Raw genomic sequence first — 24,257 nt, 5'->3', positions numbered from 1 at the left:
CGTTCTGGCATCCGCCCCCTCCGTCAGCCTCGTGGCTGACACCTCCCCCTGGCGGGGGAGGATTTTTACGGGGCGTCCGCTTCTTCTTAGCCCTCTCCCGCTTTCGCGGGCGCATCGGGTCGGTCATGCCCCCGGCATGACCTGAACAGCGCGGGGCGCTGTTCACCCGATGCGGGTTGGGTGAGGGCCTTCTTCCACCTTCTTCTCCCCCGCTTGACCCGCTATCCTCACCCAATGTCCCAACACCACATCACCCCCATCCTCCCCTGCCGCGACCTGACCGCCAGCACCGAATTCTACACCCGCCTCGGCCTCACCCTCGAAAGCGATTACGGCGACTATCGCATCCTCGCCGACGGCAAGGGCTGGCACCTCCACCTCCGCGCCGAACCCAACACCCCCGGCCCGCCGCACAACCCGTTCGGCCTGTATCTCTATGTAGATGACGTCGACGCTGTCGCCGACCGCGTCCGCGACGCGATCATCGAAAAGGGCGCCCCACACCTGAAACCATGGGGCACCTATGAATTCGCGGTCAGCGATCCGGACGGCGTCCTGGTGCGGATCGGGCGCGTGGCTTGATGAACCTTCTCCAGAGGGAGAAGGATGCCGAGCAGCTTGGCGCTTCAGCGCCTGGCGAAGGTTGGATGAGGGGAGGTCCCGCTATCGAGCGGGCGATCCCCTCACCCAGCTCCGACTAGACCCGCGCTGAAGAAGCGGGAACAACTCTGCGCAACCCTCGTCCAAGGGCAGAGGAGGGGTGTCTGGAAATGGGTGAAAAGCCGACCAGCAGCCGTGGCTCGGCTGTGTGGAGACATGCATCGGCACTGGACCATAGTCTTTCGCCATCGGCGAGACGGCTCACCGCGCCAGAAGATAGAGCTTTTTCTGACGAAAGTCCCAAACGGTCTTATATTGTTTGAGGAAGGCGTAACCGAGTTCGATTTCCGTATCTTCGGTTATCCCAATCGATTTTGCTGCCGGCGATGGCCCCTCCTCAACCTCAATTGAGTGGAGATCGATGTCTATCGTATCTGCAAGCGTTACCCTTGCAAGGTCGAAGGCGTCCGACTTCGCCGTCGCTCTCAAGTGACCATTGGCAAGCAAGCGGGCCTTCCCCGCGTCGGAGATTATCAACGCTCCATTCATGCCAGTGTCGAGACTGACGATTGCGTTCAACTCTCCGATCCGCGCGGGCAACAGCGGATGGTTGGGCAGCTTTCGCGTCTCAAATGGCAAGACCGCAATCACTTTTTCGCCACGAAGATACTGTCGCGGCCCGTCCTTGTAGAAGGTCGCTTTGGATCGGCGATAATCCATTTTCAAAGCATGGTCCCGGAAGAAATTATAACCGACCCAGCCCAAAAAATCCGGGGTGATCGTTTCCAGCATCCGCGCATCCTGGCTCCTCACGCTGGTCACTCGCGAAAGGTGGATGTTGCCTATGCGAATGTCCTTAACTACTGCGTGCAGGCGGACGTCGAAGGTCTGCCCACTCCCGAAAAAGCCGGTACCCATAACTGTTCCGCCGACCAACGGCACGCGGTGATCGTTGATCACCAAAGCGTCCTGCATGCCCGTATCGAGCATGAACTTGCCCCTGATACCGGCGACCTCGCCCTCTACAAACGGGAACTCTCGCACCATGACGATTGGCAGCGTGACAATGTTCTTGGTGAGGCGTGCTTCCAGCGCACGGTCCGATGCTTTCGGTGTGGTCTGGCCGATGGCTGCGGGAATTGGGAAACTCGGCATGGCCGAACCTGGGGCGACCACGAACGCAGCTGTAGCGCACACCAATTTGGCAAACATGGCCGCGCCGCGCGCATATGGTTTATCGGTCATCACACCACGCTGAACCAACGCCCTTTGTCCGGCAAGCGCCTTGCGCCGACACGCATCTGCAATTGGGTCGAAAGCAACGATCGTAAAAACTGGCACGCCCACTGGAAATGTTGGATTTCATCTGATCTATCCTGATCGATACAACGCCAGTCCGTCACCAGCAGCCACCCCCTGCCGCGTCATCGCCGCGTCGCTGCAGCCTCAGTGTCGCGTCGCTGGCGCGTGGGTGTCGCGTATCTGTCGCGTTGCAGCCGCGAACCCGCCGCGTCCGCCTCAAAACCCTGTAAAATCGTCAAGACTGTCAATCGCACCGCCGCGTCAACTCACCCCGAACGGCACCACCCGGTTCAGTGCGATATGCCCGATCCCCGATCGCCCCAGATACGGCACGCCCATTTCGCGGCACCAGCGGATCATCATCTGTTCGTTATTCTCGCCGAACGGCACGTCATTCTCGACCACGTCGGTCACCGCGCCCAGCCGCACGCCGGCAATCCCCTGAAGCTGGGTCGCATGCGCCATCTGGAACAACATCCGGTCGAACCGATAGCTTGGCTCACCCACTTCCTCGATATGCAGGACGTGGTCGGTCAAATCGGGCAGCCACGGCGTGCCGATCATCGCGGTCAGGATCGACAGGTTGAACGCCGCCGCAGGACGGCCATCCAGCGTCGGCTCCAGCCCACGCTTGTCTCCGTCGATCAGCCAACCGAGCACCCAGCCTGCGTCGATACCCTTGTCGTTCTTGCCCATCGCGCTGGCCATCGACCCGTGCGCCTGCCGCCCGATCCGCCGCGCATAAAGCGCGCCGAGCATGAACCCCATGTCGGAATAACCCACATAGGTCTTGTGCTTCGCCGCCGGACCGATCTTGGGCATCACCATCTCAAGGATGCGGTTCGACCCGTACCCGCCCCGCGCGAACCACACCGCGTCGAACGCGGGATCGTTGGCGATCTCCAGGAATGCGGCGGCGCGCACCTCGTCCGGCCCGGCGAAATGCCCCTCGGTCAGGAAGCATTGCGGGTGAAACACGATCTCGTGCCGCGGATAGGTCAGCGCCATGAACGCACGCATCCGCGCCGCCGATTCCTCGCTGACTGTCCGTGCCGGTGCGACGACGCCGATCCGCATGCTTGCCCCTTTTCAATGAACCGGCGATAGCGCGGGGCGATGCAACACGGCAAACCTTACTTTTTCGTCGGGATCGGGGGCAGCGGCATGATGCCGCTGGCGATGATCCTGGCCGGGCACGGCGCGAAAGTCGCCGGCTCCGACCGCAGCCTCGATTCCGGACGGCTTCCCGCCAAGTTCGATGCCCTCCGCGCGCTCGGCGTCGAATTGTTCGCTCAGGACGGCAGCGGCATCGCCTCGGCGGAGCAGATGGTGGTGGCCTCGGCAGCGGTCGAGGCAACCGTGCCCGACATGGTCCGCGCCGCCGAACTCGGCTGTCCCCAGATGACGCGCGCGCAACTCCTGTCGCAACTGTTCAACGCCGCACCGCTCCCGATCGGCATCGCCGGGACCAGCGGCAAGTCGACCGTCACCGGCATGATCGGCTGGATCATGCACGCCACTGGCCGCGATCCGACGGTGATGAACGGCGCGGTGATGAAGAATTTCGCCACCCCCGACGCGCCTTTCGCCACCGCTTTGGTAGGCAATGGCGATGCGTTCGTTAGCGAAGTGGATGAGAGCGACGGTTCGATCGCGAACTATTGGCCAAAGATCGCAGTGCTCAACAATGTCAGTCTCGACCATAAATCGCTTGAGGAACTGCGCCAATTGTTCGGCGATTTCGCGGCCAAGGCAACGACCACCGTCGTCAATGTCGGCGATGCCGAAAGCGCGGCGCTGGCGATGACGCTCGACCGCGCCCGCACCGTGACGTTCGCGGTCGAAGGCGACGCCGATATTTCGGCACGCAACCTGTCCCCCGAACCCTTCGCCATCGGCTTCGACTTGGTGACAGCGAGCGAAACCCGCCATGTCCGCCTCTCCGTCCCCGGCGAACACAATGTCGCCAACGCCCTCGCCGCAATCGGCGCAGTCACGGCGGCGGGGATTCCGCTGGCCGACGCCGCAAGCGCCATCGAAGGCTTCACCGGCCTGCGCCGCCGTTTCGAACTGGTCGGCGAAGCGAACGGCGTCGCCGTGATCGACGATTTCGGCCACAACCCCGACAAGATCGGCGCGACGCTTGATACACTCCACGCCTTCCCCGGCCGTATCCTTGCCCTGTTCCAGCCGCACGGTTTCGGCCCGCTGAAAGTCATGCGCCGCGAACTGGTCGAAACCTTCGTCACCCGCCTTGCCTCCGACGACCTGCTGATCCTGCCCGATCCCGTCTATCACGGCGGCACCGTCACCCGTGAAGTCACCAGCGCCGACATCGTCGCCGACATTGCCGCATCGGGCCGCAACGCCCGCCACATCCCCGACCGCCCCGCCGCCGCCGCCCACCTCGTCGCCACCGCCCGCCCCGGCGACCGCATCGTCATCATGGGGGCAAGGGACGACACGCTCAGCCTGCTGGCTGCTGACATGCTCGAACAATTGCGAGGAAAGCACGCTTGACATGTAAAGCGTCATTGACGTAAAGCGACCTTGTCTGATTAGAAAGGATGCTTGACATGAAAATTTCTCCCGCTTCCCTCCGTTTCATATGGCGCTTTATTGGTGCGACGATCGCCTATGGCGTGCTGCTGACTGCCGCGACCTGGGTGGTAAAGAATCTCAGTCCCGCACCCCTAGCGGTGATCGGCCTGTCGATCCTTCCCGCCATCGCAATTGCCGCCTCGTTGATCGTTACCGGCTTGTATCTGATCGAGGAAACCGACGAGTATGTGCGCCGGCGTCAGGTTGTCGCGATGCTGGTCAGCATCGGCATATTGTTGACCCTGTCGACCGCACTCGGATTTCTTCAGCAGCGTGGTGCGCTAGGCAGCGTCGATTTGCTTTGGGCTTTCCCTGCCTGGTGCATTCTGTGGAGCATCACCCAATGCCTGATGGCGATCCGCGACTATCGCCGGACGGAGAATGCGGCATGAACAACCGCCTTCGCATCCTGCGTGCCGAACGCAGCTGGAGCCAGCAGGATCTGGCCGAACGGCTCGAAGTCTCGCGCCAGAGCGTGAACGCGATCGAGACGGGCCGCTACGACCCGTCCCTGCCGCTGGCGTTCAGGATCGCCGATCTGTTCGAGCTGACAATCGAACAGATTTTCGAAAAACCCTCAAAGGAGGCGTGAAATCTCAGCCGATCGTCTGTCCGGTCTTGGCCCAGTCGGCGAGGAAGCCCTCGATGCCCTTGTCCGTCAGCGGGTGCTTGACCAGCTGGCGGATCACGGCAGGGGGCGCGGTCATCACGTCCGCACCCAGTTTGGCCGCCTCAAGGATATGGATCGGATGGCGCACGCTGGCGACCAGGATTTCGGTGTCGAAGGCGTAATTGTCATAGATCAGACGGATGTCACCGATCAGGTCCATGCCGTCGAAGCCGATATCGTCATGCCGCCCGACGAATGGCGACACGAACGTCGCCCCCGCCTTCGCCGCCAGCAGCGCCTGATTGGCGGAGAAACACAAGGTGACATTGACCATCGTCCCGTCGTCGGTCAGCGCCTTGCAGGTCTTCAGCCCGTCGATCGTCAGCGGCACCTTGACCGCGACATTGTCGGCGATTTTCCGCACGATTTCGGCTTCGCGCATCATGCCTTCATGGTCGAGCGCAACGACTTCGGCGGACACCGGCTTGCCGGGGACGATCGCACAGATTTCGGCGACGACTTCCAGGAAGTTGCGCCCCGCCTTGTGGATCAGCGACGGATTGGTGGTGACGCCGTCGAGCAACCCGGCATCGGCCAGCTCGCGGATATCGTTGGTGTCGGCGGTGTCGGCGAAGAACTTCATGGGGGCACCTCGGGCAAATGTGACAATCGGATGACGGCACGCTAAAGGCGCGCGACTCTCGGGCGGCCTCTAACACCGGAATCCAATGCGCTCCATCCTTCTTGCCTTGCCGCTAGCCCTCATCGCCGCGCCCGCACTGGCGCAGGAAGAGGATCAGGAATTGTGGCTGACCGGCGCGGCAAGCGTCGGGCTGGGCGAGGATACCGCGTTCGAGTTCGACACCGTGGCGCGCTGGGGTAACGATCCGGGCGGGTTGTACGAGGTCGAGATCAACACGCTGATCGCGCACAAGCTGACCGACAGCATCACCATCGGCGGCGGCTATGTCCGCAACATCAATTATTCGCGTGGCGTCGTGACGCGGACCGAGGATCGGTTGCGCGTGCAGATCGGCCTGTCGGGCGCAGCGGGACCGGTGAAGCTGTCGGGTCGCGTGCGGCTGGAACATCGCAACCGCTCCGACGGCGACGAAATCGGCTATCGCCTGCGCCCTCAAATCAAGGCAACGCTGCCGCTCGACGAAACGTTCAGCCTGATCGCGCACCATGAAAGCTTCATCCCGCTCGACGACACCGATTGGGGTCAGCGCGCGGGTCTTGAGCGGATGCGCAACTTCGCCGGAGTGGCGTGGCAAGCCAACGACCTGCTATCGTTCGAGGTCGGCTATATGAGCCAATATGGCTTCGGCCGCGATGGCGACCGCGACGTAATGGACCATGCGCTATCGGCGGGGTTCGGCCTCGATTTCTAGTCTGCGACCAGCATCACCCTGGCCTCAGGTTTCTCCAGACCCGTCACATAAAGCCGATACACGCCCGGCTTCAGGTCGAAGCGCACGATCTTTCGTATCGTCGAGCATTTCGGGCCGTGGCCGTGCGCGGTGGATTTCAGCGCTTCACCACCCGCCACGCCCGGCACCACGTCGATCCAGACGCGCTGGTCCGGCGCGATGCCATAGCGACCCGCCGCCTCGATCCTGAACCCGATCATCACCGCACCGCCGGGCTTCGTGCCTGCCGGAACGCCGGTCAGTTTCGACACATCGCGCGCTTCCAGCGTCACTGCCTTGTTCACCCCAAACGCGGTGGCAGGCGTAGTCCAGCCGGATAGATTGGCGGCCAGCCCGACATCGGTCGCCGTACATTCGGCGACGGCAGGCGCAGCCTGAAGCAACAGCAGTGCGGCGAAAAGCATCATCGGGAACTCCCTTGCCGCATCGTTAGCGCTTTCCAGCCCGCACCGGAATGCCGATATGACATCCATGTCCCGCGCCCGCGTCATCGTCCTCAATTCTGCGCTCGGCCCGCTCGACTATCGCATTCCTCGCGGCATGCACGTCGAGCCGGGGTCGATCGTCGTCGCGCCGCTTGGCCCGCGCCAGCTGATCGGCGTGGCGTGGGAAGCCGAACGGCTGCCCACTGAGGAGGTCGGCGACAACCGTCTGCGCAACCTGATGGGCGTGGCCGATGCGCCACCGATCCCCGCCCCCTTGCGCCGCCTGATCGAATGGACCGCCAACTATTATCTCGCGCCGCTGGCATCGGTGTTGCGCATGTCGCTGGCGTCCATCTCCGCGCTGGAGGGCGGCAAGACCGTCATCGAATATCGCGCCACCGGCGAAATCCCCGAACGCATGACCGCGCAGCGCGAACAAGCGCTGGCGCGAATCGGCGACAGGCAGGGGCTGATCCGCGAACTCGCGACGATCGCGGATGTGTCGGACGGCGTAATCCGGGGACTGGTCAAGGCCGGCGCGATCGAGGGCGTGACGGTCGATCTCGACACGCCCTATCCGATGCCGGACCCGGCATTCGGCCAGCCCGAACTGTCGGGCGAACAGGCGGGCGTCGCGGCCACCCTGCGCGACGCCGTTACGGACGCGGCGTTCCAGCCCTTCCTGCTCGACGGCGTCACCGGATCGGGCAAGACAGAAGTCTATTTTGAAGCCGTCGCGGCGGCAATCGCGGCGGGCAGGCAGACCCTCGTCCTCCTACCCGAAATCGCCCTGACCGAACCCTTCCTCAAACGCTTCCACGCCCGCTTCGGCGTCGAGCCGGTGGCGTGGCATTCGGGCCTTCGCCAGTCGCAGCGCCGCCGCGCATGGCGCGCCATCGCCAGCGGCGAGGCAATGGTCACGGTCGGCGCGCGCTCATCCCTCTTCCTCCCGTACAAGAATCTCGGCCTGATCGTGGTCGATGAGGCGCACGAGACCAGCTTCAAACAGGAAGAGGGCGTCCACTACCACGCCCGCGACGTCGCGGTGATGCGCGGCCATTTCGAGCAATGCCCGGTCATCCTCGCCAGTGCCACCCCGGCGATCGAGACGCGGCAACAGGTCGCCCTTGGCCGCTATACCGAGCTGAAACTGCCCGGTCGCTATGGCGTGGCGGAGATGCCGGAGATCACCGCGATCGACCTGATCGCCGATCCGCCGATGCGCGGGCGCTGGCTTGCGCCAAAACTGGTCAACGCGATCGAAGCGACGCTGGAGCGTAAGGAACAGGCTTTGCTGTTTCTCAACCGGCGCGGCTACGCCCCGCTGACGCTATGCCGCACCTGTGGCCATCGCTTCCAATGTCCCAATTGCACCGCGTGGATGGTCGAGCACCGCCTGATCAACCGCCTCGCCTGCCACCATTGCGGCCACACCTTCCCCACCCCGCGCGCCTGCCCGGAGTGCAAGGATGAGGACAGCCTGGTCGCCTGTGGCCCCGGCGTGGAACGCATCGCGGATGAAGTAGCGGCGCTGTTCCCCGACGCCAAAACCGCCATCGTCACCAGCGACACGATCTGGTCCCCGGCCAAGGCGGCGGAGTTCGTCAACCGGATGGAGGTCGGCGACATCGACATCGTCGTCGGCACGCAGCTGGTGACCAAGGGCTATCACTTCCCCAACCTCACCCTGGTCGGCGTGGTCGATGCCGATCTGGGGCTGGAGGGCGGCGATCTGCGCGCCGCCGAACGGAGTTTTCAGCAAATCATGCAGGTGTCCGGTCGCGCCGGTCGCGGTGAGAAGCCCGGCACCGTCCTGATCCAGACGCACAGCCCCGGCGCCCCGGTCATGCGCGCGCTCGTCAGCGGCGATGCCGAAAGCTTCTATGCCGCCGAGACCGAGGCCCGGCGCGAGGCGGGCGCGCCGCCCTTTGGCCGTTTCGCTGCGATCATCGTGTCGAGCGAGGACAAGGCCGCCGCGCTGGAAACCGCGCGCGCCATCGGTCGTGCCGCCCCACGCGTCGACGAAATGCAAGTCTATGGCCCCGCCCCTGCCCCGCTGGCGATGCTGCGCGGCCGCCACCGTTTCCGCCTCCTCGTCCACGCCCGCCGCGCTCTGGACGTTCAGGACGTCATCCGCGACTGGCTAGGCGGCGTCGAATGGTCGGCGAAGGTGCGCGTGGTGGTAGATGTAGACCCGTATAACTTCCTTTAAATCGGTCGTTTTTCTGCTTTCCGCACTCCCGGTCGTGAAATAGCATCGCCCGATAGGGGGAATTTTTCATGATTCGCACGTTGCTGGTGCTCGCGTTCCTGATCGCCCCGACTGTCGCACAGGCCGAATGGCATGAGGCGAGCACCGACCATTTCGTCGTTTATTCGGATGAGAGTCCGGCCAAACTCGAACTGTTCGCCATCCAGCTGGAGCGGTTCGACAAGGCGCTGCGAGCGCTGCGCGGGCTTAAGGACGAGCGGGTCGGCGACGCCAATCGAGTCACCGTTTATGTCGTGCCCCGCTCGAGCACCGTCGGCAAGCTTGTCGGCGATACCGGCATTGCCGGCTTCTATCGCCCGCGCGCAGGCGGATCGATGGCGGTCATCCCGCGACGTGCCGGACAGGACGCAACCGATCTCACTTCTCAGGCGATCCTGTTGCACGAATATACCCACCACTTGATGCTCAGCCTGTGGCCGCACGCCGCGCTGCCCAGTTGGTTCATCGAAGGCTATGCCGAATTCCACGCCACCGCGCGTTTCGAGAAGAGCGGCGGGGTCTCGTTCGGGCTGCCGCCGCAATATCGCGGCTATGGTCTGCTCGCCGGAAATGCGCTGCCCGCGGACAAGCTGCTGACTGCCGAAGGGTTCGAGCTGGCTGCGGAACAGCGCGATGGCCTTTATGGGCGCGGCTGGCTGCTCACCCATTATCTGACCTTCGGAGAGCGGCGTCCCAAGCAGCTCTCGACCTATCTGCTCGCAATCAACGATGGCAAACCGGCGATGCAGGCCGCGACCGAGGCATTCGGCGATCTCAAGCTGCTCGACCGCGAGCTTGAGCGCTACAAGACCGGTAAATTCGTCGGAAAGACCGTTCTTCCCGCTGCCTTCACCGTTGGTCCGGTCAAGATCCGCAAGCTTACGCCAGGTGAGGCGGCGACGATGGACGTGCGCATCGTCTCCAAAAATGGCGTGAATGAAAAGACCGCACCCGGCGTCTATGTTCAGGCGAAGAAGGCCGCCGCCCCGTTCCCGGATGATCCCGGCGCTCAGATCGTGCTCGCCGAAACCGCCTATGACGCCGGTGATTATGGCGGGGCGGAAGGCGCCGCCGACCGTGCGATCGCGGTCGATGCCAAGGCGATCGACGCCCATGTGTACAAAGCGATGGCGCGAATGGCGCTGGCGGAAAAGGCGAGCGATCAGAGCAAGGAAACATGGTCGGCAATCCGCAAGATCATCAGCACTGCCAACCGGCTCGATCCCGACGATCCCGAGCCCCTGATCCTGTTCTTCCGCAGCTTCGTGGAGGCCGGGCAGATACCGACCAAGAATGCCCGCATTGGCCTGTACCGTGCGTTCGAGCTCGGCCCGCAGGATCGCGGTCTGCGGATGAATGCGGCGACCACTTATCTGCAGGACGGCAACCCGGCGATGGCGCGCGAGTTGCTCAAGCCGCTAGCCTATGATCCGCATGGCGGGGGCCTCGCAAAAGCTGCTGCAACCCTGATCGCGGCGATCGACGCCGGCAAGGGTACAGAGGGGCTCAGGACGCTACGCGAGAAGCCCGCAGATGGCGAAGACGCTGGCGCAGATGCCAAGCCCTGACGCGTCAGGGTTGATCCTGCCTATTTCGTTGAGGTCGTTACGCATGAGACGTCTCGACGCGCGGATTATCCCTCGCTAGCATCCGAGTCGGCTGACCATAGGGGGTTCGTCATGCTTGCCCAACGCGCGCGGCGTCAGCCGTGGCGGAGCGACCGGCTGTCCCCTTGCGTCACCGTAACGCCAGAGGGAAGACTGTCCTGTGATCCGCAAGCTCCTGTTCGCCGCATGCCTGACCCTGCCCGCCGCCGCACAGGCCGAATGGGTCCGCGCGGAATCCACCAATTATATCGCTTACAGTGAAGGAACGGCGGAGGATCTGAAGAAGCGCGTCGCCGATCTGGAGAAGTTCAGCCATGTGCTGCAGGCGATGACCGGGGCACGACGACCCAAGGAGGTCCCGGTCAGGATCACGGTCTATTTCGTGCGGACGGTGGACGATGTGTCGGAATCGCTGCCTTACCCGGCCCCCGGCGTCGCGGGTTATTACAACACCACGATGCGCGGGCCGTTCACGGTGATGCCGCGGATCAGCACCAAACCGCCGGCGGGCGCACGCTACAAGATGCCGGGGCTGGAGGCGAAGACGGTGCTTCAGCATGAGCTGACGCATCATTTCATGTTCCAGTATTTCGCCGCCGCCTATCCGGCCTGGTATACGGAAGGCTTTGCCGATTATGCCGGCGCGATCGAGATCGACGACAATAATGTCGTGAAGGTCGGCCTGTTCCTCGACAACCGCGCACAGGCGCTGCGTTCGATGGACTGGGTCCATCTGAAGGAATTGATGAACCCGATTCCAGGCAAGTCGAATTTCGAGCGATTTGCGATCTATTCCCAGGGCTGGATCACGGTCCATTATCTCAACAGCACGCCCGAGGGTCGCAAGATGCTCGGCGACTATCTGAAGCGCATCAATGCGGGTCAGAATTTCGGGGAGGCGCTCAAGGCGTTCGGCGACATCGAAAAGTTCAACGCTGCCGTGCGCGCTTATGCCCGCCGCTCGAAGATCGATGCCAGTGCCACCCAGTATCTGAGCCTGGACCCCGGCAAGATCGAAGTCGCAAAACTGGGCGCTGCGGAGGACGCCTTGCTGACCGCGCAGATGTCGCTCAGTTCGGGCGTCGCAACCGGCAAGGCGCAGGGCTTTGCGCGCCGTGTTCGGGAAATTGCCCGCGCCCATCCCGACAATCTCTACGCACTGCGTATGTTGATCGAGGCCGAACGCCTCGCCGGCAACTTTGCCGAAGCGACCGCCGCGACCAACCGGTGGCTGGCCCGGCAGCCCGCCGATCCATGGGCGAATTACTTCAAGGGCGACATGGAAACGGTCGCGCTCGCCAAGGCCAAATCGACGGACAATGCGGCGTGGGACGCAGCCCGGGCGCGGATTCGGGTCGCGTTGAAGGCGCTGCCCAACGAACCCCGTTTTGCGCGCGCTTTCTATGAAAGCTATTCGCGGCGCGGCGTGTTGCCCCCGGCCGCCGCGCAAAATGCGCTATCGCATGCACTCGATCTGATCCCGCGGGAGAGCACATTGCGCTATATGGTGGCGTCGGATTACGAGACTCGCGGCATGATCGACGACGCGATCAGCACGATCGCCCCCGACGCCTATGGGATCGCCGACGAGACCGAAAAGGACAAGCGCCGCCGCGAGCGCGTGATGGACCAGTATAAGACTGCCGAGGACGAGGACGACAAGGAGACGCCGCGCGAGATGCTGGTGCGGCTGCTTGCGAAGAAGTCCGGCAAGACGGTCGAAGCGAAGGAAACTGCCGCCACCCAATAAGCGCGCTTGAACCCCGCCCGCGCTTCCGCGACACAAAGCGGGGTTTTTGTGCCGGAGGGCGTCTTGTTGAAACGATTGCTGCTGGCGTTCGCGCTGATGCTGGGCCTGGCGGGCCCGGCGCACGCTGACGACATCTCCGCATCGGGGCGCGGCGTTGTGCGGATCGTCACCATCGCCACGGTCGAGGGCGAAGTGGTCGGATTCGGCCATGGCAGCGGCTTTGCCGTCGCCCCCAATCGCGTCATCACCAACGCCCATGTCGTCGAGGCGGCTGAACGCTATCCCGGCAATGTCCTGATCGGCGTCGTCCCGTCCGAAGGCGACAAAAGCTATCAGGGAAGGCTGATCGCTGTGGACTCGGATCGCGATCTGGCGCTGATCGAGTTCACCGGCATCCGCCTGCCCCCGCTCACCTTTTACAATGGTCCGATCGGAGAGGGCGATGTGATGATCGCGCTGGGCTATCCCGGCAATGTCGATCTCGCCACCGCCCGCTCTTCCGCCGATTTCATCACGCCGTTGTCGCCGATCCGCTCGCAGGGGGTGTTTTCGGGGCGCCGCGATTTGCAGGGCGTGCGCGTGCTGCTCCACACTGCGGGCATTGCGCGCGGCAATTCAGGGGGGCCGTTGCTCGATCCGTGCGGGCGCGTGCTGGGCGTCAATGCCGCGCTGACCCGCGCCGACGATGGCGACGCGTCGTTCGGCTTTGCGATCGGCAATGAAGAGGTCGCCGCGTTCATGCGCGAAGCGAAACAGCCCATGCCCGCCAATGGCGTCGCCTGTACCAGCATCGCCGACCGGCTGGCGGCCGACCGCAGCGAAGCGGAGAAAGCCCGCTCGGTCGAGGAGGTGCGCCAGCGCGAAGCCGCCGCCCGTGCCGCCGCCGACCGCGAGGGCGCGCTGGATCAGGCGCGGATCGACAATTTCGTGACGCGCGAGAACTACATCGCCGGGGCGACACTGCTGCTGGTGCTGGGCGCGCTGAGCATCGGCGGCGCAGGGCTGTTTTATACGCGCGGGCAACAGCGCGAGGCGATCTGGTGTGCGGCGGGTGGCGGCGTGCTCGTCGTCGCGGCGTTCGTCACCTTCTTCACCCGCCCCGCCTTCGATCCCGCCGCGATCGACGCTGCGGCCGGGGTCAGCGTTCCGCCCGCCGCCGCCGAACCCGGAGGTCTTGGCAAGATGGTCTGCGCGATCGATCCGGCCCGCTCGCGCGTCACCGTCTCCACCACCGAAGACGTGAAGATCGACATCAATCCCGATGGCTGCGTCAATGCGCGTACCCAATATGCCGAGAGTGGCCAGAACTGGCAGCGCATCCTGGTGCCCGACGACGAGCAAACCGTGTCGGTGCTGGAATATGCGCCGACGACGCGAACCTACTCCACCACCCGCTATCTGCTGACCGCCCCGCAAATGTCGGCGGCGCGCAAGCGGCGGGCGGAGGTGAAGGTCAAATCCTGCTCCACTGACCCCGCCGCCCGCGCCAATCTGGCGGCGCAACAACAGGCAATCCGTACCGCGCTGCCGCAGGTGTTCAACGAACGGCTGGTCTATCGCTGCAAGGCCGGCTGATGGCCGGGTGGCGCGCGATGAGCAAAGGTGATCTCGCGGCGGTGACGGCGATCTCGGCCGCAGTGCATGGCCGTTATGCCGAGCCATTGGCGGTCTATGCCGAGCGACTGGTGCTGTATCCGGCGGGGTGTTTCGTGTGGGACGACGTGGGTGAGGTACACGGGTTGCTCGTCAGCCACCCATGGCACCGCGATACGCCGCCTGCGCTCGGCGCGTTGCTGGGTGCGATCCCGGCGAATGCGGACACCTTCTATCTTCACGACATCGCGCTGCTACCCGAAACGCGCGGTCAGGGTGCCGGAAGTGCGGCGACCGCGCTGGTCACCGAACTGGCGGTCGGTGCGGGCCTTGCCGAGATTACGCTGGTCGCGGTCAACTGCGCCGACCGGTTCTGGACGACGCAAGGGTTTGAGCACGACACCGACGCAGCATCAGTTGGCTATGGTCCGGGCACCTTCCTGATGCACCGCGACATCGATCAGCTTACTCGCCGAGCGCCATCAGCGAAGCCGCCGCATAAGTGAGCAGGCCCAACGTCGCTGCCGCTTCGATATAACACAGGATGCGCTTGAACGCCGGGTCGGTATCGACCGTTGCCATCAGATTACGGGACAATCCCGCTCGTGCGGACTCTATCATCTTGCCCATGTTTCACTCCCCCGAGTCAGGGGATGCTGGACCTGTCCATGGCAATTGTCGAGTCTGCTAATTATCGCCTATTCTTCCACCCCCTCGCGCCGCCGAAGCACGACTTTTCGGTCCACGCCATAGGCATATCCACCCATCGTTCCGTCGCTGCGCTGGGCGCGGTGGCAGGGGATGACGATGGCAACCTGATTGGCACCGCATGCCGTCCCCGCCGCGCGCACCGCACGCGGATTGCCCGCCGCGATTGCCAACTGGGTATAGGTCGCGGTCTCGCCCGACGGGATCGACCGCAGCGCCTGCCACACCGCTTCCTGAAATGCCGTGCCACGGATATCGAGCGGCAGGTCGGTATGGCGACCGGGCTGCTCCACCTCCGCCACCACCTGCGCCGCCAGCGTGGCCAGCGCCGCGCCGCCGGGCACGATCTCCGCCGCCGGAAAGCGGGTGGCGAGCATAAGGCTGTCCTCGTCGAACGCCACGCGGCACAGCCCCTTGTCGGTCGCCGCGATCAGCAACGGGCCGAGGCTGGTGTCGGCCACGGTCCAGCGGATCGTCACGCCCGCGCCACCCTTTCGCCACGCACTGGGCGTCATGCCGAGCCGGGCGTTGCTGGTTTCGTAAAAGCGGCTGGGCGCGGAATAGCCCGCCTCATAGATCGCGTCGGTCACATTATTCTCCTCGGTGAGGGCAGCGGCGGCGCGGCGGGCGCGCAAGCCACGGGCATAGGCAGCGGGGGTGACGCCGGTGGCTCGCTTGAACAGCCGCTGAAAATGATGCGGCGCATAACCGACCTGCGCCGCGAGGTCGTCGAGCGTCATCGCCGCCTCCGCCGCCTCGATCAGCGCGACCGCTTCGGCCACCGCAATCCGCTCCCGCCCGATCTCGTCGGGCTTGCAGCGCAGGCAGGCGCGGAACCCGGCCGCGCGAGCGCTATCTGCGTCGGGATAGAACACAACATTCGCGCGCTTCGGATGGCGCGCGGGGCAGCTTGGCTTGCAATAGATGCCGGTGCTGGTGACCCCCGCGATCATGCGCCCGTCATAGGCACGGTCGCGGCGTTCGAATGCGGTCCAGGCTTCGTGGTCGGAAAGGATGTTGCTCATGACCCCGATATAGTCCGAACTTTCATCCCCCGCTTCCCGGCTTTTGCTGCCAAAGCTTGATGCGCGTCGCTGCGCTCTCTAGGGGGACGCTTTCCCGCAATTCAGGGACGGAAAATGGGTCAGGCACCTTCGGTCGGCATCATCATGGGCAGCACCTCCGATTGGGAGACGATGCGCCATGCTGCGGAAACGCTCGCCGAACTGGGCGTGACGCATGAGACCAAAGTCGTGTCGGCGCACCGCACGCCGCAACGGCTCTATGATTACGCCACCGGTGCCGACGGACGCGGCCTGAAAGTCATCATCGCGGGCGCGGGCGGTGCAGCGCATCTGCCGGGCATGGCGGCGTCGATGACTCACCTCCCCGTGTTGGGCGTGCCGGTCGAGTCGAAAGCGCTGAAGGGCATGGATAGCCTGCTCTCGATCGTCCAGATGCCCGGCGGCATTCCGGTCGGCACGCTGGCGATCGGCAAGCCCGGGGCGATCAATGCCGGTCTGCTCGCCGCCGCGATCCTGGCGACGAGCGACCCCGCGCTGGCCGAACGGCTAAAGGCATGGCGCGCACGCCAGACCGACAATGTGGCGTCCGACCCCGAATGAGCGTCATCCCACCCGGCAGCACGATCGGCATTCTCGGCAGCGGCCAGCTCGGCCGGATGATCGCCGTCGCCGCCGGACAGCTGGGCTATCGCACGCATATCTATGCGCCGGAAAGCGGCCCGGCCTGCGACGTCGCCTCGGCCTTTACCGGTGGCTCCTATCACCAGTCCGACGTGCTCGCCGAGTTCGCGCGACAGTGCGACGTGGTGACCTATGAGTTTGAGAATGTACCGGTCGCGCCGCTGTTATTGCTGGCCGATCGCGTGCCGGTGCGTCCCGGCCTGAAAGCGCTGGAAGTCGCGCAGGACCGGATCGCCGAAAAACGATATGCCCGCGCCAATGGCGGGCGCACGGCCCCGTTTGCGGTGTGCGAGCACCGCGGCGAGCTGGAAGCCGCACTGGCCGAGGCGGGCATCCCCGCGATCATCAAGACAACGCGCTTCGGCTATGACGGCAAGGGTCAGGCGCGCGTCCACCCCGGCGACGATCTGGATCAGGCATGGGCCGCAGTCGGTCGCCAGCCCTCGATCGTCGAGGGATTCGTGGACTTCGAGCATGAATTCTCGATCATGCTGGTGCGCGGACTGGACGGCGCGACGGTGCACTACCCCGCCCCGCTCAACACGCACCGCGACGGCATTCTCGACACCTCCACCCTTCCCGCCCCCGTCCTGATCGAGGCGCAGGTCGCGGAAGCCGCAGCGCTTGCAGGCAAGCTCGCCCACGCGTTGGATTATGTCGGCGTGCTGACCTGCGAGTTCTTCGCCACCGCCACCGGCCCGGTGTTCAACGAAATGGCCCCGCGCGTTCACAATAGCGGCCACTGGACGATCGAGGGTGCGGTCACTTCACAGTTCGCGAATCACGTCCGCGCCATCTGTGGCTTGCCGCTGGGTTCGACCGCGCTGACCGGGAGGGCGATCGAGATGCAAAACCTGATCGGCGACGACGTCGATGCCTGGCCCGAATTGCTGGCGGAGGATGGCGCGCATCTGCACCTCTACGGCAAACACGACGCCCGCCCCGGCCGCAAAATGGGGCATGTCACGCGGGTTCGGCGTTAGGGTCGGCTGGCGACTGGTCTCGCTCAAAGAGCGTAGCGCAGGCTCGTTCGCAAGTCGCCGCTCTCATCCGCTTCGGATGACGGCGTCGCTGGCGCCTCCGTCAAGCCAGCTGCGGCGGTGGTTGCCGGCAGTCCGGTCAGGCTGATGATGTAGCCCAGGATAGCACTGCCGCCATAGCCCACCAGCGGGGTTGGATAATTGCCCAGCGCCGCCGCGACGATCACCGCCAGCCAGAAAACGCCGAACACGGCATAGATCTCGCGCCGCGCGGTACCCAATAACGCCCCGGCGATTGCTGGGACAATCATCAGCACCGCCCCGGTCACCACGGCCAGCCCGGCCAGTGCCGACACGTCGAACGACGAATAAAAGATCTGATCGACATAAAGAGCGGCGGGGGCATTGTCCGGGCGCAACAAGGTAACGATCATCCCGATCAGTGCCGCGACGAGCGCAACATGGACGTTTCGTTCCCGATGAACCCATGCCAGCGTCACCAGGCCGGCGAAAAGCGCGCCAGCCATCGCGCGATCGGGCTGAAGCGCGAGCGCGAGCGACGCGATGGCGATGGCGATGGTGGAGAGCCGGTCACGGCATCGCGCAAACGACAATATCAGCGCCGGAAGCAGGACGAGGCTGGGCTGCAGCGCGATCCCGCTCACACTGACCCAGCGGGTCACGCCGTCGGATGACAAGCCGAACACGCTGGTCAGGAACAAGGCGGCGGCCAGCGCGATAGCGACCACCCCGTTTGCGGTCAGGCCCGCGCGGTTGGCCATCGATAAGATCCCCAGCACGACAAAGCCGAGCAAGAGCGCAGCGCCATTCATCGCCAGATAGCGCGCGGGGGCGCCCGCCGTGGTCAGATAGATCATGCCAAGGCCGACCGCACTGACCGCACACAGTGCGGCGAGCGTCCGTGGGCGGTGGAGCAAGGTGCTACGAACTCGCATCGAAAATTCCTCCCGTTCAGCCAGCGCGCCCGCCGCCATCGCAAACGGCATCGCGATCGGGTGCAGGATATGATGAAAAACCACCTGACGGATCGCGCAGCCAAGGCATCCGAGGGCAAAGACAAGAGCCGCCAATGCGCCATGGATCAGACCGATCTCCGCCTGCATCGCCCGTCCCCAATGGCGCAGCGGCGCGGGCAACAGGATCCCGGCCAATCGACCGATCAGGATGGCGAGCGAGCGGATCATGTGAAACGCTCTGACAAGTCGGCTACATCCTGTTTCGACGCGGCCGGAGGGTTGTCGTGCGCCAGTTGCTGACCCGGCACTGTCAACCGATAGGCATGGCGCGGCGGTCGCCCGGGCTCCGGCGGCGCTTGCCACTCCGCCTCGAGATAGCCCTGCGCTTCCAGACGCATCAAAAGTGGGTAGAGCGTGCCCGATTTTATACCCGCGCGATGCGCGAGATCATAGCCATGGCACCAGCGGTTTCCCGACTGTAGCATGACAACAAGCACAGCCCGTGCCTGCGGGGACAGCGATCGATTTCGGACCATGGACATTTAATCTACCTAAGTAGATTTAATGTCAAACGGCATTTTCAGCTATCTGCTCGAGCGGCTTCGGCCACGAAAAAACCCGCCTCCCTCACAGGAAGCGGGCCTCTTCAACTTCAGCCCACGTCGCCCAAATCTCAGGCGCGCGTGCCCTCCATCGGGAAGCTGCCAAACGCGCCGGCGGTAACGTTGCCCTTGATCGTGTCGCCATCGACGGTCGCTTCGCAGGTCAGCGTCATCGGCATCGGCACGGTGATGCTGAGCGACCAGCTGAGCTTGTCGCCATCGACCTTGCCGTCGCTGATCTCGGTCGTGCCCATCGCGCCGGCATAATTGCCGGTAAAGCTGTCGCCGCTGCTGTTCACGGTCAGCGTCGCCTTCTGGTCGCCCATCGGGCTGTGGGTCACGGTATCCCAGCTGCCATCCACATTCGCCATGTCGGTCTCTCCTGTCTGATTATTTCGCGGCCTTGGGTGCGCCCGCCACGGGGGTTGCGGCGATAACCTCGACAGGCAGACCCAGCGTGTCAAGCTGCGGCTTCACCTGCGCCGCCTCGCCAACCACGATCCACACAAAGCGTGCGGGATCGAATGCCGCGCGTGCCGCAGCGTCAACCTGTGCCGCCGTCAGCGCGCGATATTTTTTTGCGACCTGCTCCTGATAGTCGTCCGGGCGGCGCATGAAGTCATTCGACTGCATCGCGCCAAGCACCGACGCCGCCGTCTCATACTGACCCGCCATCTTGCGGATGTTGCTGATGACCGAACGATCGAACTCCACTGGCGTCACGCCCTTGGTGCTCAGGAAATCGCGCACTTCTTCCTGGATCGAGGCGATCGACGGCCCGGTCTTGTCGGCCTGGACCGAGGTCGAGATGATGAGCGGGACGGCATGTTCCATCCGGCTAACACTGCCACGTGCGCCATAGGACCACGCTTTCTCCTCGCGCAGATCCATGTTGATACGCGACAGGAAATCGCCGCCCAGCACTTCACTGGCGGTGCCAATCGCAATCGGATCGCCGAACGGATCGAGCGATGTCATCTGCGCACCGATCAGGGTCGATTGCGGCGAATCGGGCCGATCGATCAGGATGATGCGCGGGCTCGCCTGCTGCATCTTGCCAAAGGTTTTGACGCCGGCCGCGCCCTCGCCCTTCCAGTCGCCGAAGCGCGTCTCGAACGCCGTCTTGATCTCGGCCAGCGGGCGGTCGGAAACGACGAAGATCTTCGCCTTTTCCGGACGGATCCACGCCTTGTAATAAGCGATCAGGTCGGCACGGGTCATCTTGGCCACCGCATCGGCATCGCCCGCGACCGCGGCGGTTTTCGCATAGGGCGAATCCTTGCCGTAAAGCAGCGGCGGGAGCGCCATCGCGGCGAGTCCATTGGGGTTAGCCTTGACCTGCGCGATCTGCGCCAGCGTCTGGCCGCGCACGCGCTCCAGCTCGGCGGCGGGGAAGGACGGGTTGCGTGTGATGTCCGCCATCAGTTCCAGCGAACCCGCCAGATTGGGGCTGGGAGTGAACAAAGATATCGATGCCCGGTCGGATGAACTGCCCGCGCCGATCGCCGCGCCCAGCCGCTCCTGCGCCTCGGCAATCGCGATCGAATCGCGGGTGGCGGTACCTTCCTCCAGCAGGTCGAGGGTCATGCCCTCTGTTCCCAGCGCGCCGGTCACATCGGACGCGACGCCGGCATCGAAGCTGATGACCGCCTGAGTCACCGGCACCGCGCTGCGCTGGGCATAGACCAGCTCGATCCCGTTGGAGAGTTTGGTGCGCGTGACCGTGGGGAAATCGATGTCGCTGACATCGGCAACTGCTGGCAACGCGCCGCGCGTGCCCTTGAACGGAACCTCCGCCACCGGCGGCTTCTTCGCAACCGGCGCCGCCTCGGCATAGGCCTCGCGTGCGCCCGGCTCGATCGTCAGCGCATAGACCGGACGCGACAGCCATTTCGCGGTCACCGCACGCGCCTGTGCCGGAGTTACCGCCGCCAGCTGCGCGAGTTCTTTCTTATAGGCCCCCGGATCGTTCTTGTAGAGCGCGCCCGACGCCAGCGTCACCGCCTTGCCCCCGAACCCGCCGACCGATTCCAACCCGGCGATGCGCGACGATGCGCTGCGCGTCTTGTACCGCGCCAGTTCGTCCGCCGTAGGACCGGTTTTCAGATATTCGGCGATCAGCTCGTCGAGCCGCTTGCCAACCACCGCCGGATCGACACCCGGGCGGACATCGGCGGAGATCAGCACCATCCCCGCCTGCGACAACGACTGATTGTACGCGCCGACGCTGACCGCCAGCTTCTCCTTCTTGACCAGCGCATTGTCGAGCCGCGAGCTGGCGAGGCCGCCAAGCACGCCGGTCGATGCATCGAGCACGATCGATTCCGGATCACGCGCGCCGGGGACGGCCCACATGCGATAGATACGGGTGACCGCGACGCGATCCTTCATCACCTCGATTTTCGGCGCGGCGAGCGTGGGGATCGCGATCGTGGGATCGACCGTCTTTTGACTTTTGGCGATGGCCCCGAAATATTTCTCGACCAGCGGTTTCGCGGTCCTGGCGTCGATGTCACCGGCCAGCACCAGCACGGCATTGTTCGGACCGTAATATTGACGGAACCAGTTCTTCACATCGTCAAGGCTGGCGGCATCGAGATCGGCCATCGAACCGATCGTCGAGTGGCGATAGGGATGCCCCTCCGGAAACAGCCCTTCGCTGATCTTGTAGCGCAACAGGCCATAAGGTTGGGTGTCGCCACGGCGCTTCTCGTTCTGGACGACGCCGCGCTGCTCATCCAGCTTCCCCTGCGTCATCGCGCCGAGCAGATAGCCCATGCGGTCGCTTTCCAGGAACAGCGCGCGTTCCAGCGCGACGCGCGGCACCGTCTGGAAATAATTCGTCCGGTCGGCATTGGTCGTGCCGTTATAGTCGGTCGCGCCGACTTCCTTCAGCGGCTCGAAAAACTCGCCCGGCGAATTCTCACTGCCGTTGAACATCAGATGCTCGAACAGATGCGCAAAGCCCGTCTTGCCCTTGGGCTCATGCTTCGACCCGACATCATACCACACCGCAACGCCGACCACCGGGGCCTTGCGGTCGGTATGAATGACCACGCGCAGGCCATTGGCCAGCCGAAATTCCTCATAGGGGATATCCACACGCTTCACGAGATCGGCGACCGGTGCGGGTGCCGGGGCCTGCTGAGCGATGGCAGGGGCGGCGAGCACGACTGCAAGCGCAGTCAGGCTGGCGAAAATGGGTTTCATGGGGCGGGGGTTCCGATGACACTGGTTACGATCGTTACAGCATAGGGCGCGCACCCATGGTCACGCAACCGACTTGTACGCCGCCCGTCTTTGGTTAGGCTGGTGAAATCATAGGGGAAGTCATGCGTCTGAGACTCGTTACCGCCGCCTTGCTCGCGGCTGCCTCGCCCGTTGCTGCCCAACAGGCACCCGAACCGACATTCTCGGCGGAGCAAGTCCGCGCCCATGTCGAATTCCTCGCCGACGATTTGCTGGAGGGGCGCGACGCGGGAACGCGCGGATACGATATCGCCGCGCGCTATGTCGCCACACGCTTCGACGCGCTGGGCCTGAAGCCCGGCGGCACGAAGGACTGGTATCAACCGATTGAGTTTGCCCGCGCGAAACTGAGCAAGGACAAGGCCACGACCCTCACGATCGGCGGCAAAACCTTTGAGAATGGCGTCGATGTGATGATGACTGCGCTCGCCCGCCACCCGGATCAGGTGGTTTCGGCGGATGCCGTGTTCGTCGGTTACGGCCTCGATTCCCCGGCCAACGGCTTTGACGATTATTCCGGGCTGGACGTGCGCGGCAAGGTCGTCGTGCTGCTGGCGGGCGTGCCCCAAGGGCGCGTGCCAAGCGAGATCGCCGCGCATCTGTCCGCCGAAAAGGCGCGGATGGCGCAGGAACGCGGTGCGATCGGTGTGATTACCGTGCCGACCCGCAGCTCGCTCAAAACGACGCCGTGGAAACGGCTGGCGAGCTATACCAGCCTGTCGCGCTATGTGTGGGTGGGCAAGGACGGCAAACCATGGTCGCCGACGCCCGGCATCCTGATCGGCGCCTATGCCAATGGCCCTGCCGCCGAAGCGCTGTTCGCGGGCGCACCGACTACTCTGAAGCGTGTGCTCGACACCGCCGACAGCAAGAGCCGCCGCAAGGGGGCGATGCCGCGTGGCTTTGCGCTCAAGGCACCCGTGCGCCTGGAGCGCCACAGCGACGTCGAGCGGATGACCAGCCCCAATGTGGTCGCGGTGCTACCGGGCAGCGACCCCAAGCTGCGCCACGAGGTGGTGCTCCTGACCGCACACCTTGACCATGATGGGGTCGATCCAAAGCTGGTGGGCGACAGGATCTATAACGGCGCGATGGACAATGCTGCGGGCATCGCCACGATGCTGGAGGTCGCGCGCGCCTTTTCGGAAAGCGCGCAGCGCCCCAAACGCACAATCGTTTTCGCTGCGGTGACGGCGGAAGAGGACGGCCTGCTCGGCTCGCAATATCTCGCCAAGCATCTGCCAATGCCGAAGGGCGACAAGCTGGTCGGCGTCGTCAATCTCGACATGCCGGTGCTCACTTACGACTTCACCGACGTCATCGCGTTCGGCGGCGAACATTCGACGCTCGGCCCGATTGCCGCGCGCGCAACGGCGAAAGCGGGGATCACGGTTTCGCCCGATCCGATGCCGGAACAGGGCGTCTTCACCCGCTCCGATCACTACAGCTTCGTGGTCGAGGGCGTGCCGTCGATCATGCTCGCCACTGGTTTCGCCGGGGAAGGCGGCGCAAAATTCGGTGCGTTTCTGAGCGGTCGTTATCACAAGCCAAGCGATGATCTGTCACAGGATTTCAATTGGGCGGCGGGGGCGAAGTTCGCCCGCATCAACTACCTGATTGCCCGCGAGATCGCCGACGCGGCGGAGGCACCGCGCTGGTATGCCGGCAATTTCTTCGGCGATACCTTTGCCAAGGGTGCGGACAAGGCACCCGCACCGGTCGTCGCCAAACCGAAGCGCAAATAAGCCGGACGACAACCCGGCACTTGCAGGCGGCATCATCGTAAGACAGGTTCGGTCGCGCGCGGATTTCTGCGCGCGACCTCTTGTGTTGCATAAATACAACATTACCTCGCGTCACAAG

22 protein-coding genes are annotated in these 24,257 nt (G+C 64.2%); 13 read left to right on the top strand and 9 right to left on the bottom strand.

Features of this window, described 5'->3' with window-relative positions; genetic code table 11:
* Positions 1-234 precede the first annotated feature (234 nt).
* On the top strand, positions 235-582 hold the full coding sequence (locus U1702_RS16635; protein ID WP_332726288.1) for a VOC family protein: 348 nt from the start codon (positions 235-237) through the stop codon (positions 580-582).
* A 279-nt stretch (positions 583-861) separates the two neighbouring features.
* Here U1702_RS16635 and U1702_RS16630 read toward each other — a convergent pair whose 3' ends face one another.
* Positions 862-1,845, bottom strand: coding sequence for a pepsin/retropepsin-like aspartic protease family protein (locus tag U1702_RS16630; RefSeq protein ID WP_332726287.1), 984 nt, complete (start codon positions 1,843-1,845; stop codon positions 862-864).
* A gap of 318 nt (positions 1,846-2,163) precedes the next feature.
* Positions 2,164-2,979, bottom strand: coding sequence for an LD-carboxypeptidase (locus tag U1702_RS16625; protein ID WP_332726286.1), 816 nt, complete (start codon positions 2,977-2,979; stop codon positions 2,164-2,166).
* Positions 2,980-3,018: 39 nt separating this feature from the next.
* On the opposite strand from U1702_RS16625, the gene U1702_RS16620 reads away from it, so the two are divergent.
* Genes U1702_RS16620 through U1702_RS16610 form a run of 3 tightly spaced genes read left to right on the top strand, consistent with a single transcriptional unit; the run spans position 3,019 to position 5,095 of the window.
* A complete protein-coding gene (locus U1702_RS16620) occupies positions 3,019-4,422 on the top strand; it encodes a UDP-N-acetylmuramate--L-alanine ligase (protein ID WP_332726285.1) in 1,404 nt (467 codons plus the stop codon).
* 56 nt (positions 4,423-4,478) lie between these two features.
* Positions 4,479-4,895 (top strand): hypothetical protein, encoded by a 417-nt coding sequence (locus tag U1702_RS16615; RefSeq protein WP_332726284.1) that lies wholly within the window; start codon positions 4,479-4,481, stop codon positions 4,893-4,895.
* Positions 4,892-5,095 (top strand): helix-turn-helix transcriptional regulator, encoded by a 204-nt coding sequence (locus U1702_RS16610; protein ID WP_332726283.1) that lies wholly within the window; start codon positions 4,892-4,894, stop codon positions 5,093-5,095. Before U1702_RS16615 ends, U1702_RS16610 begins: the two co-directional genes overlap by 4 nt.
* Positions 5,096-5,099: 4 nt before the next feature.
* On the opposite strand, the gene fsa is transcribed toward U1702_RS16610, so the two are convergent.
* A complete protein-coding gene (gene fsa / locus U1702_RS16605; protein WP_332726282.1) occupies positions 5,100-5,756 on the bottom strand; it encodes a fructose-6-phosphate aldolase in 657 nt (218 codons plus the stop codon).
* 85 nt (positions 5,757-5,841) lie between these two features.
* Here fsa and U1702_RS16600 point away from each other — a divergent pair, with 85 nt between their 5' ends.
* Positions 5,842-6,507: a DUF2490 domain-containing protein gene (locus tag U1702_RS16600; RefSeq protein ID WP_332726281.1), complete on the top strand. Its 666-nt coding sequence runs from the start codon at positions 5,842-5,844 to the stop codon at positions 6,505-6,507.
* On the opposite strand, the gene U1702_RS16595 is transcribed toward U1702_RS16600, so the two are convergent.
* Positions 6,504-6,953: a hypothetical protein gene (locus U1702_RS16595; RefSeq protein ID WP_332726280.1), complete on the bottom strand. Its 450-nt coding sequence runs from the start codon at positions 6,951-6,953 to the stop codon at positions 6,504-6,506. The genes U1702_RS16600 and U1702_RS16595 overlap by 4 nt on opposite strands.
* A 64-nt stretch (positions 6,954-7,017) precedes the next feature.
* Between U1702_RS16595 and U1702_RS16590 the strand changes: the two genes are divergently transcribed.
* From U1702_RS16590 to U1702_RS16570, 5 genes are all read left to right on the top strand, one after another.
* On the top strand, positions 7,018-9,183 hold the full coding sequence (locus tag U1702_RS16590; RefSeq protein WP_332726279.1) for a primosomal protein N': 2,166 nt from the start codon (positions 7,018-7,020) through the stop codon (positions 9,181-9,183).
* A 68-nt stretch (positions 9,184-9,251) separates the two neighbouring features.
* The gene (locus U1702_RS16585) at positions 9,252-10,790 is read left to right on the top strand and encodes a tetratricopeptide repeat protein (RefSeq protein ID WP_332726278.1); all 1,539 of its coding nucleotides are present in this window, start codon (positions 9,252-9,254) and stop codon (positions 10,788-10,790) included.
* A 199-nt stretch (positions 10,791-10,989) separates the two neighbouring features.
* Entirely contained in the window at positions 10,990-12,579 is a 1,590-nt protein-coding gene (locus U1702_RS16580) for a tetratricopeptide repeat protein (RefSeq protein ID WP_332726277.1), read from the top strand.
* Between the two features lie 63 nt (positions 12,580-12,642).
* Positions 12,643-14,154 (top strand): trypsin-like peptidase domain-containing protein, encoded by a 1,512-nt coding sequence (locus U1702_RS16575; protein WP_332726276.1) that lies wholly within the window; start codon positions 12,643-12,645, stop codon positions 14,152-14,154.
* Positions 14,155-14,171: 17 nt separating this feature from the next.
* Positions 14,172-14,678, top strand: a complete 507-nt coding sequence (locus tag U1702_RS16570; protein ID WP_332726275.1) for a GNAT family N-acetyltransferase — start codon at positions 14,172-14,174, stop codon at positions 14,676-14,678.
* Between the two features lie 192 nt (positions 14,679-14,870).
* Here the strand turns inward: U1702_RS16570 and ada are convergent, their stop codons facing one another.
* Positions 14,871-15,905 carry a bifunctional DNA-binding transcriptional regulator/O6-methylguanine-DNA methyltransferase Ada gene (ada, locus tag U1702_RS16565; protein WP_332726274.1) on the bottom strand — a complete coding sequence of 345 codons (1,035 nt, stop codon included), beginning with the start codon at positions 15,903-15,905 and terminating at the stop codon, positions 14,871-14,873.
* A gap of 114 nt (positions 15,906-16,019) precedes the next feature.
* Between ada and purE the strand changes: the two genes are divergently transcribed.
* Together purE and U1702_RS16555 are read left to right on the top strand one after the other, a co-directional pair.
* Entirely contained in the window at positions 16,020-16,505 is a 486-nt protein-coding gene (gene purE / locus U1702_RS16560; RefSeq protein ID WP_332726273.1) for a 5-(carboxyamino)imidazole ribonucleotide mutase, read from the top strand.
* The gene (locus tag U1702_RS16555; protein ID WP_332726272.1) at positions 16,502-17,569 is read left to right on the top strand and encodes a 5-(carboxyamino)imidazole ribonucleotide synthase; all 1,068 of its coding nucleotides are present in this window, start codon (positions 16,502-16,504) and stop codon (positions 17,567-17,569) included. The genes purE and U1702_RS16555 overlap by 4 nt, the downstream gene beginning before the upstream one ends.
* A 23-nt stretch (positions 17,570-17,592) precedes the next feature.
* On the opposite strand, the gene U1702_RS16550 is transcribed toward U1702_RS16555, so the two are convergent.
* From U1702_RS16550 to U1702_RS16535, 4 genes are all read right to left on the bottom strand, one after another.
* A complete protein-coding gene (locus tag U1702_RS16550; RefSeq protein WP_332726271.1) occupies positions 17,593-18,771 on the bottom strand; it encodes a hypothetical protein in 1,179 nt (392 codons plus the stop codon).
* The gene (locus U1702_RS16545) at positions 18,768-19,028 is read right to left on the bottom strand and encodes a PadR family transcriptional regulator (protein WP_332726414.1); all 261 of its coding nucleotides are present in this window, start codon (positions 19,026-19,028) and stop codon (positions 18,768-18,770) included. The genes U1702_RS16550 and U1702_RS16545 overlap by 4 nt, the downstream gene beginning before the upstream one ends.
* A gap of 188 nt (positions 19,029-19,216) precedes the next feature.
* Positions 19,217-19,516 carry a hypothetical protein gene (locus U1702_RS16540; protein ID WP_332726270.1) on the bottom strand — a complete coding sequence of 100 codons (300 nt, stop codon included), beginning with the start codon at positions 19,514-19,516 and terminating at the stop codon, positions 19,217-19,219.
* A 19-nt stretch (positions 19,517-19,535) separates the two neighbouring features.
* Positions 19,536-22,355, bottom strand: a complete 2,820-nt coding sequence (locus U1702_RS16535; RefSeq protein ID WP_332726269.1) for a M16 family metallopeptidase — start codon at positions 22,353-22,355, stop codon at positions 19,536-19,538.
* Positions 22,356-22,477: 122 nt separating this feature from the next.
* Here U1702_RS16535 and U1702_RS16530 point away from each other — a divergent pair, with 122 nt between their 5' ends.
* Entirely contained in the window at positions 22,478-24,139 is a 1,662-nt protein-coding gene (locus U1702_RS16530) for a M28 family metallopeptidase (RefSeq protein ID WP_332726268.1), read from the top strand.
* The last annotated feature ends 118 nt before the right edge of the window (positions 24,140-24,257 follow it).

The sequence above is a fragment of the Sphingomonas sp. LT1P40 genome (genome assembly GCF_036663835.1).
Taxonomy (GTDB): Bacteria; Pseudomonadota; Alphaproteobacteria; order Sphingomonadales; family Sphingomonadaceae; genus Sphingomonas.
This window is presented reverse-complemented; position numbering and strand designations above follow the sequence as displayed.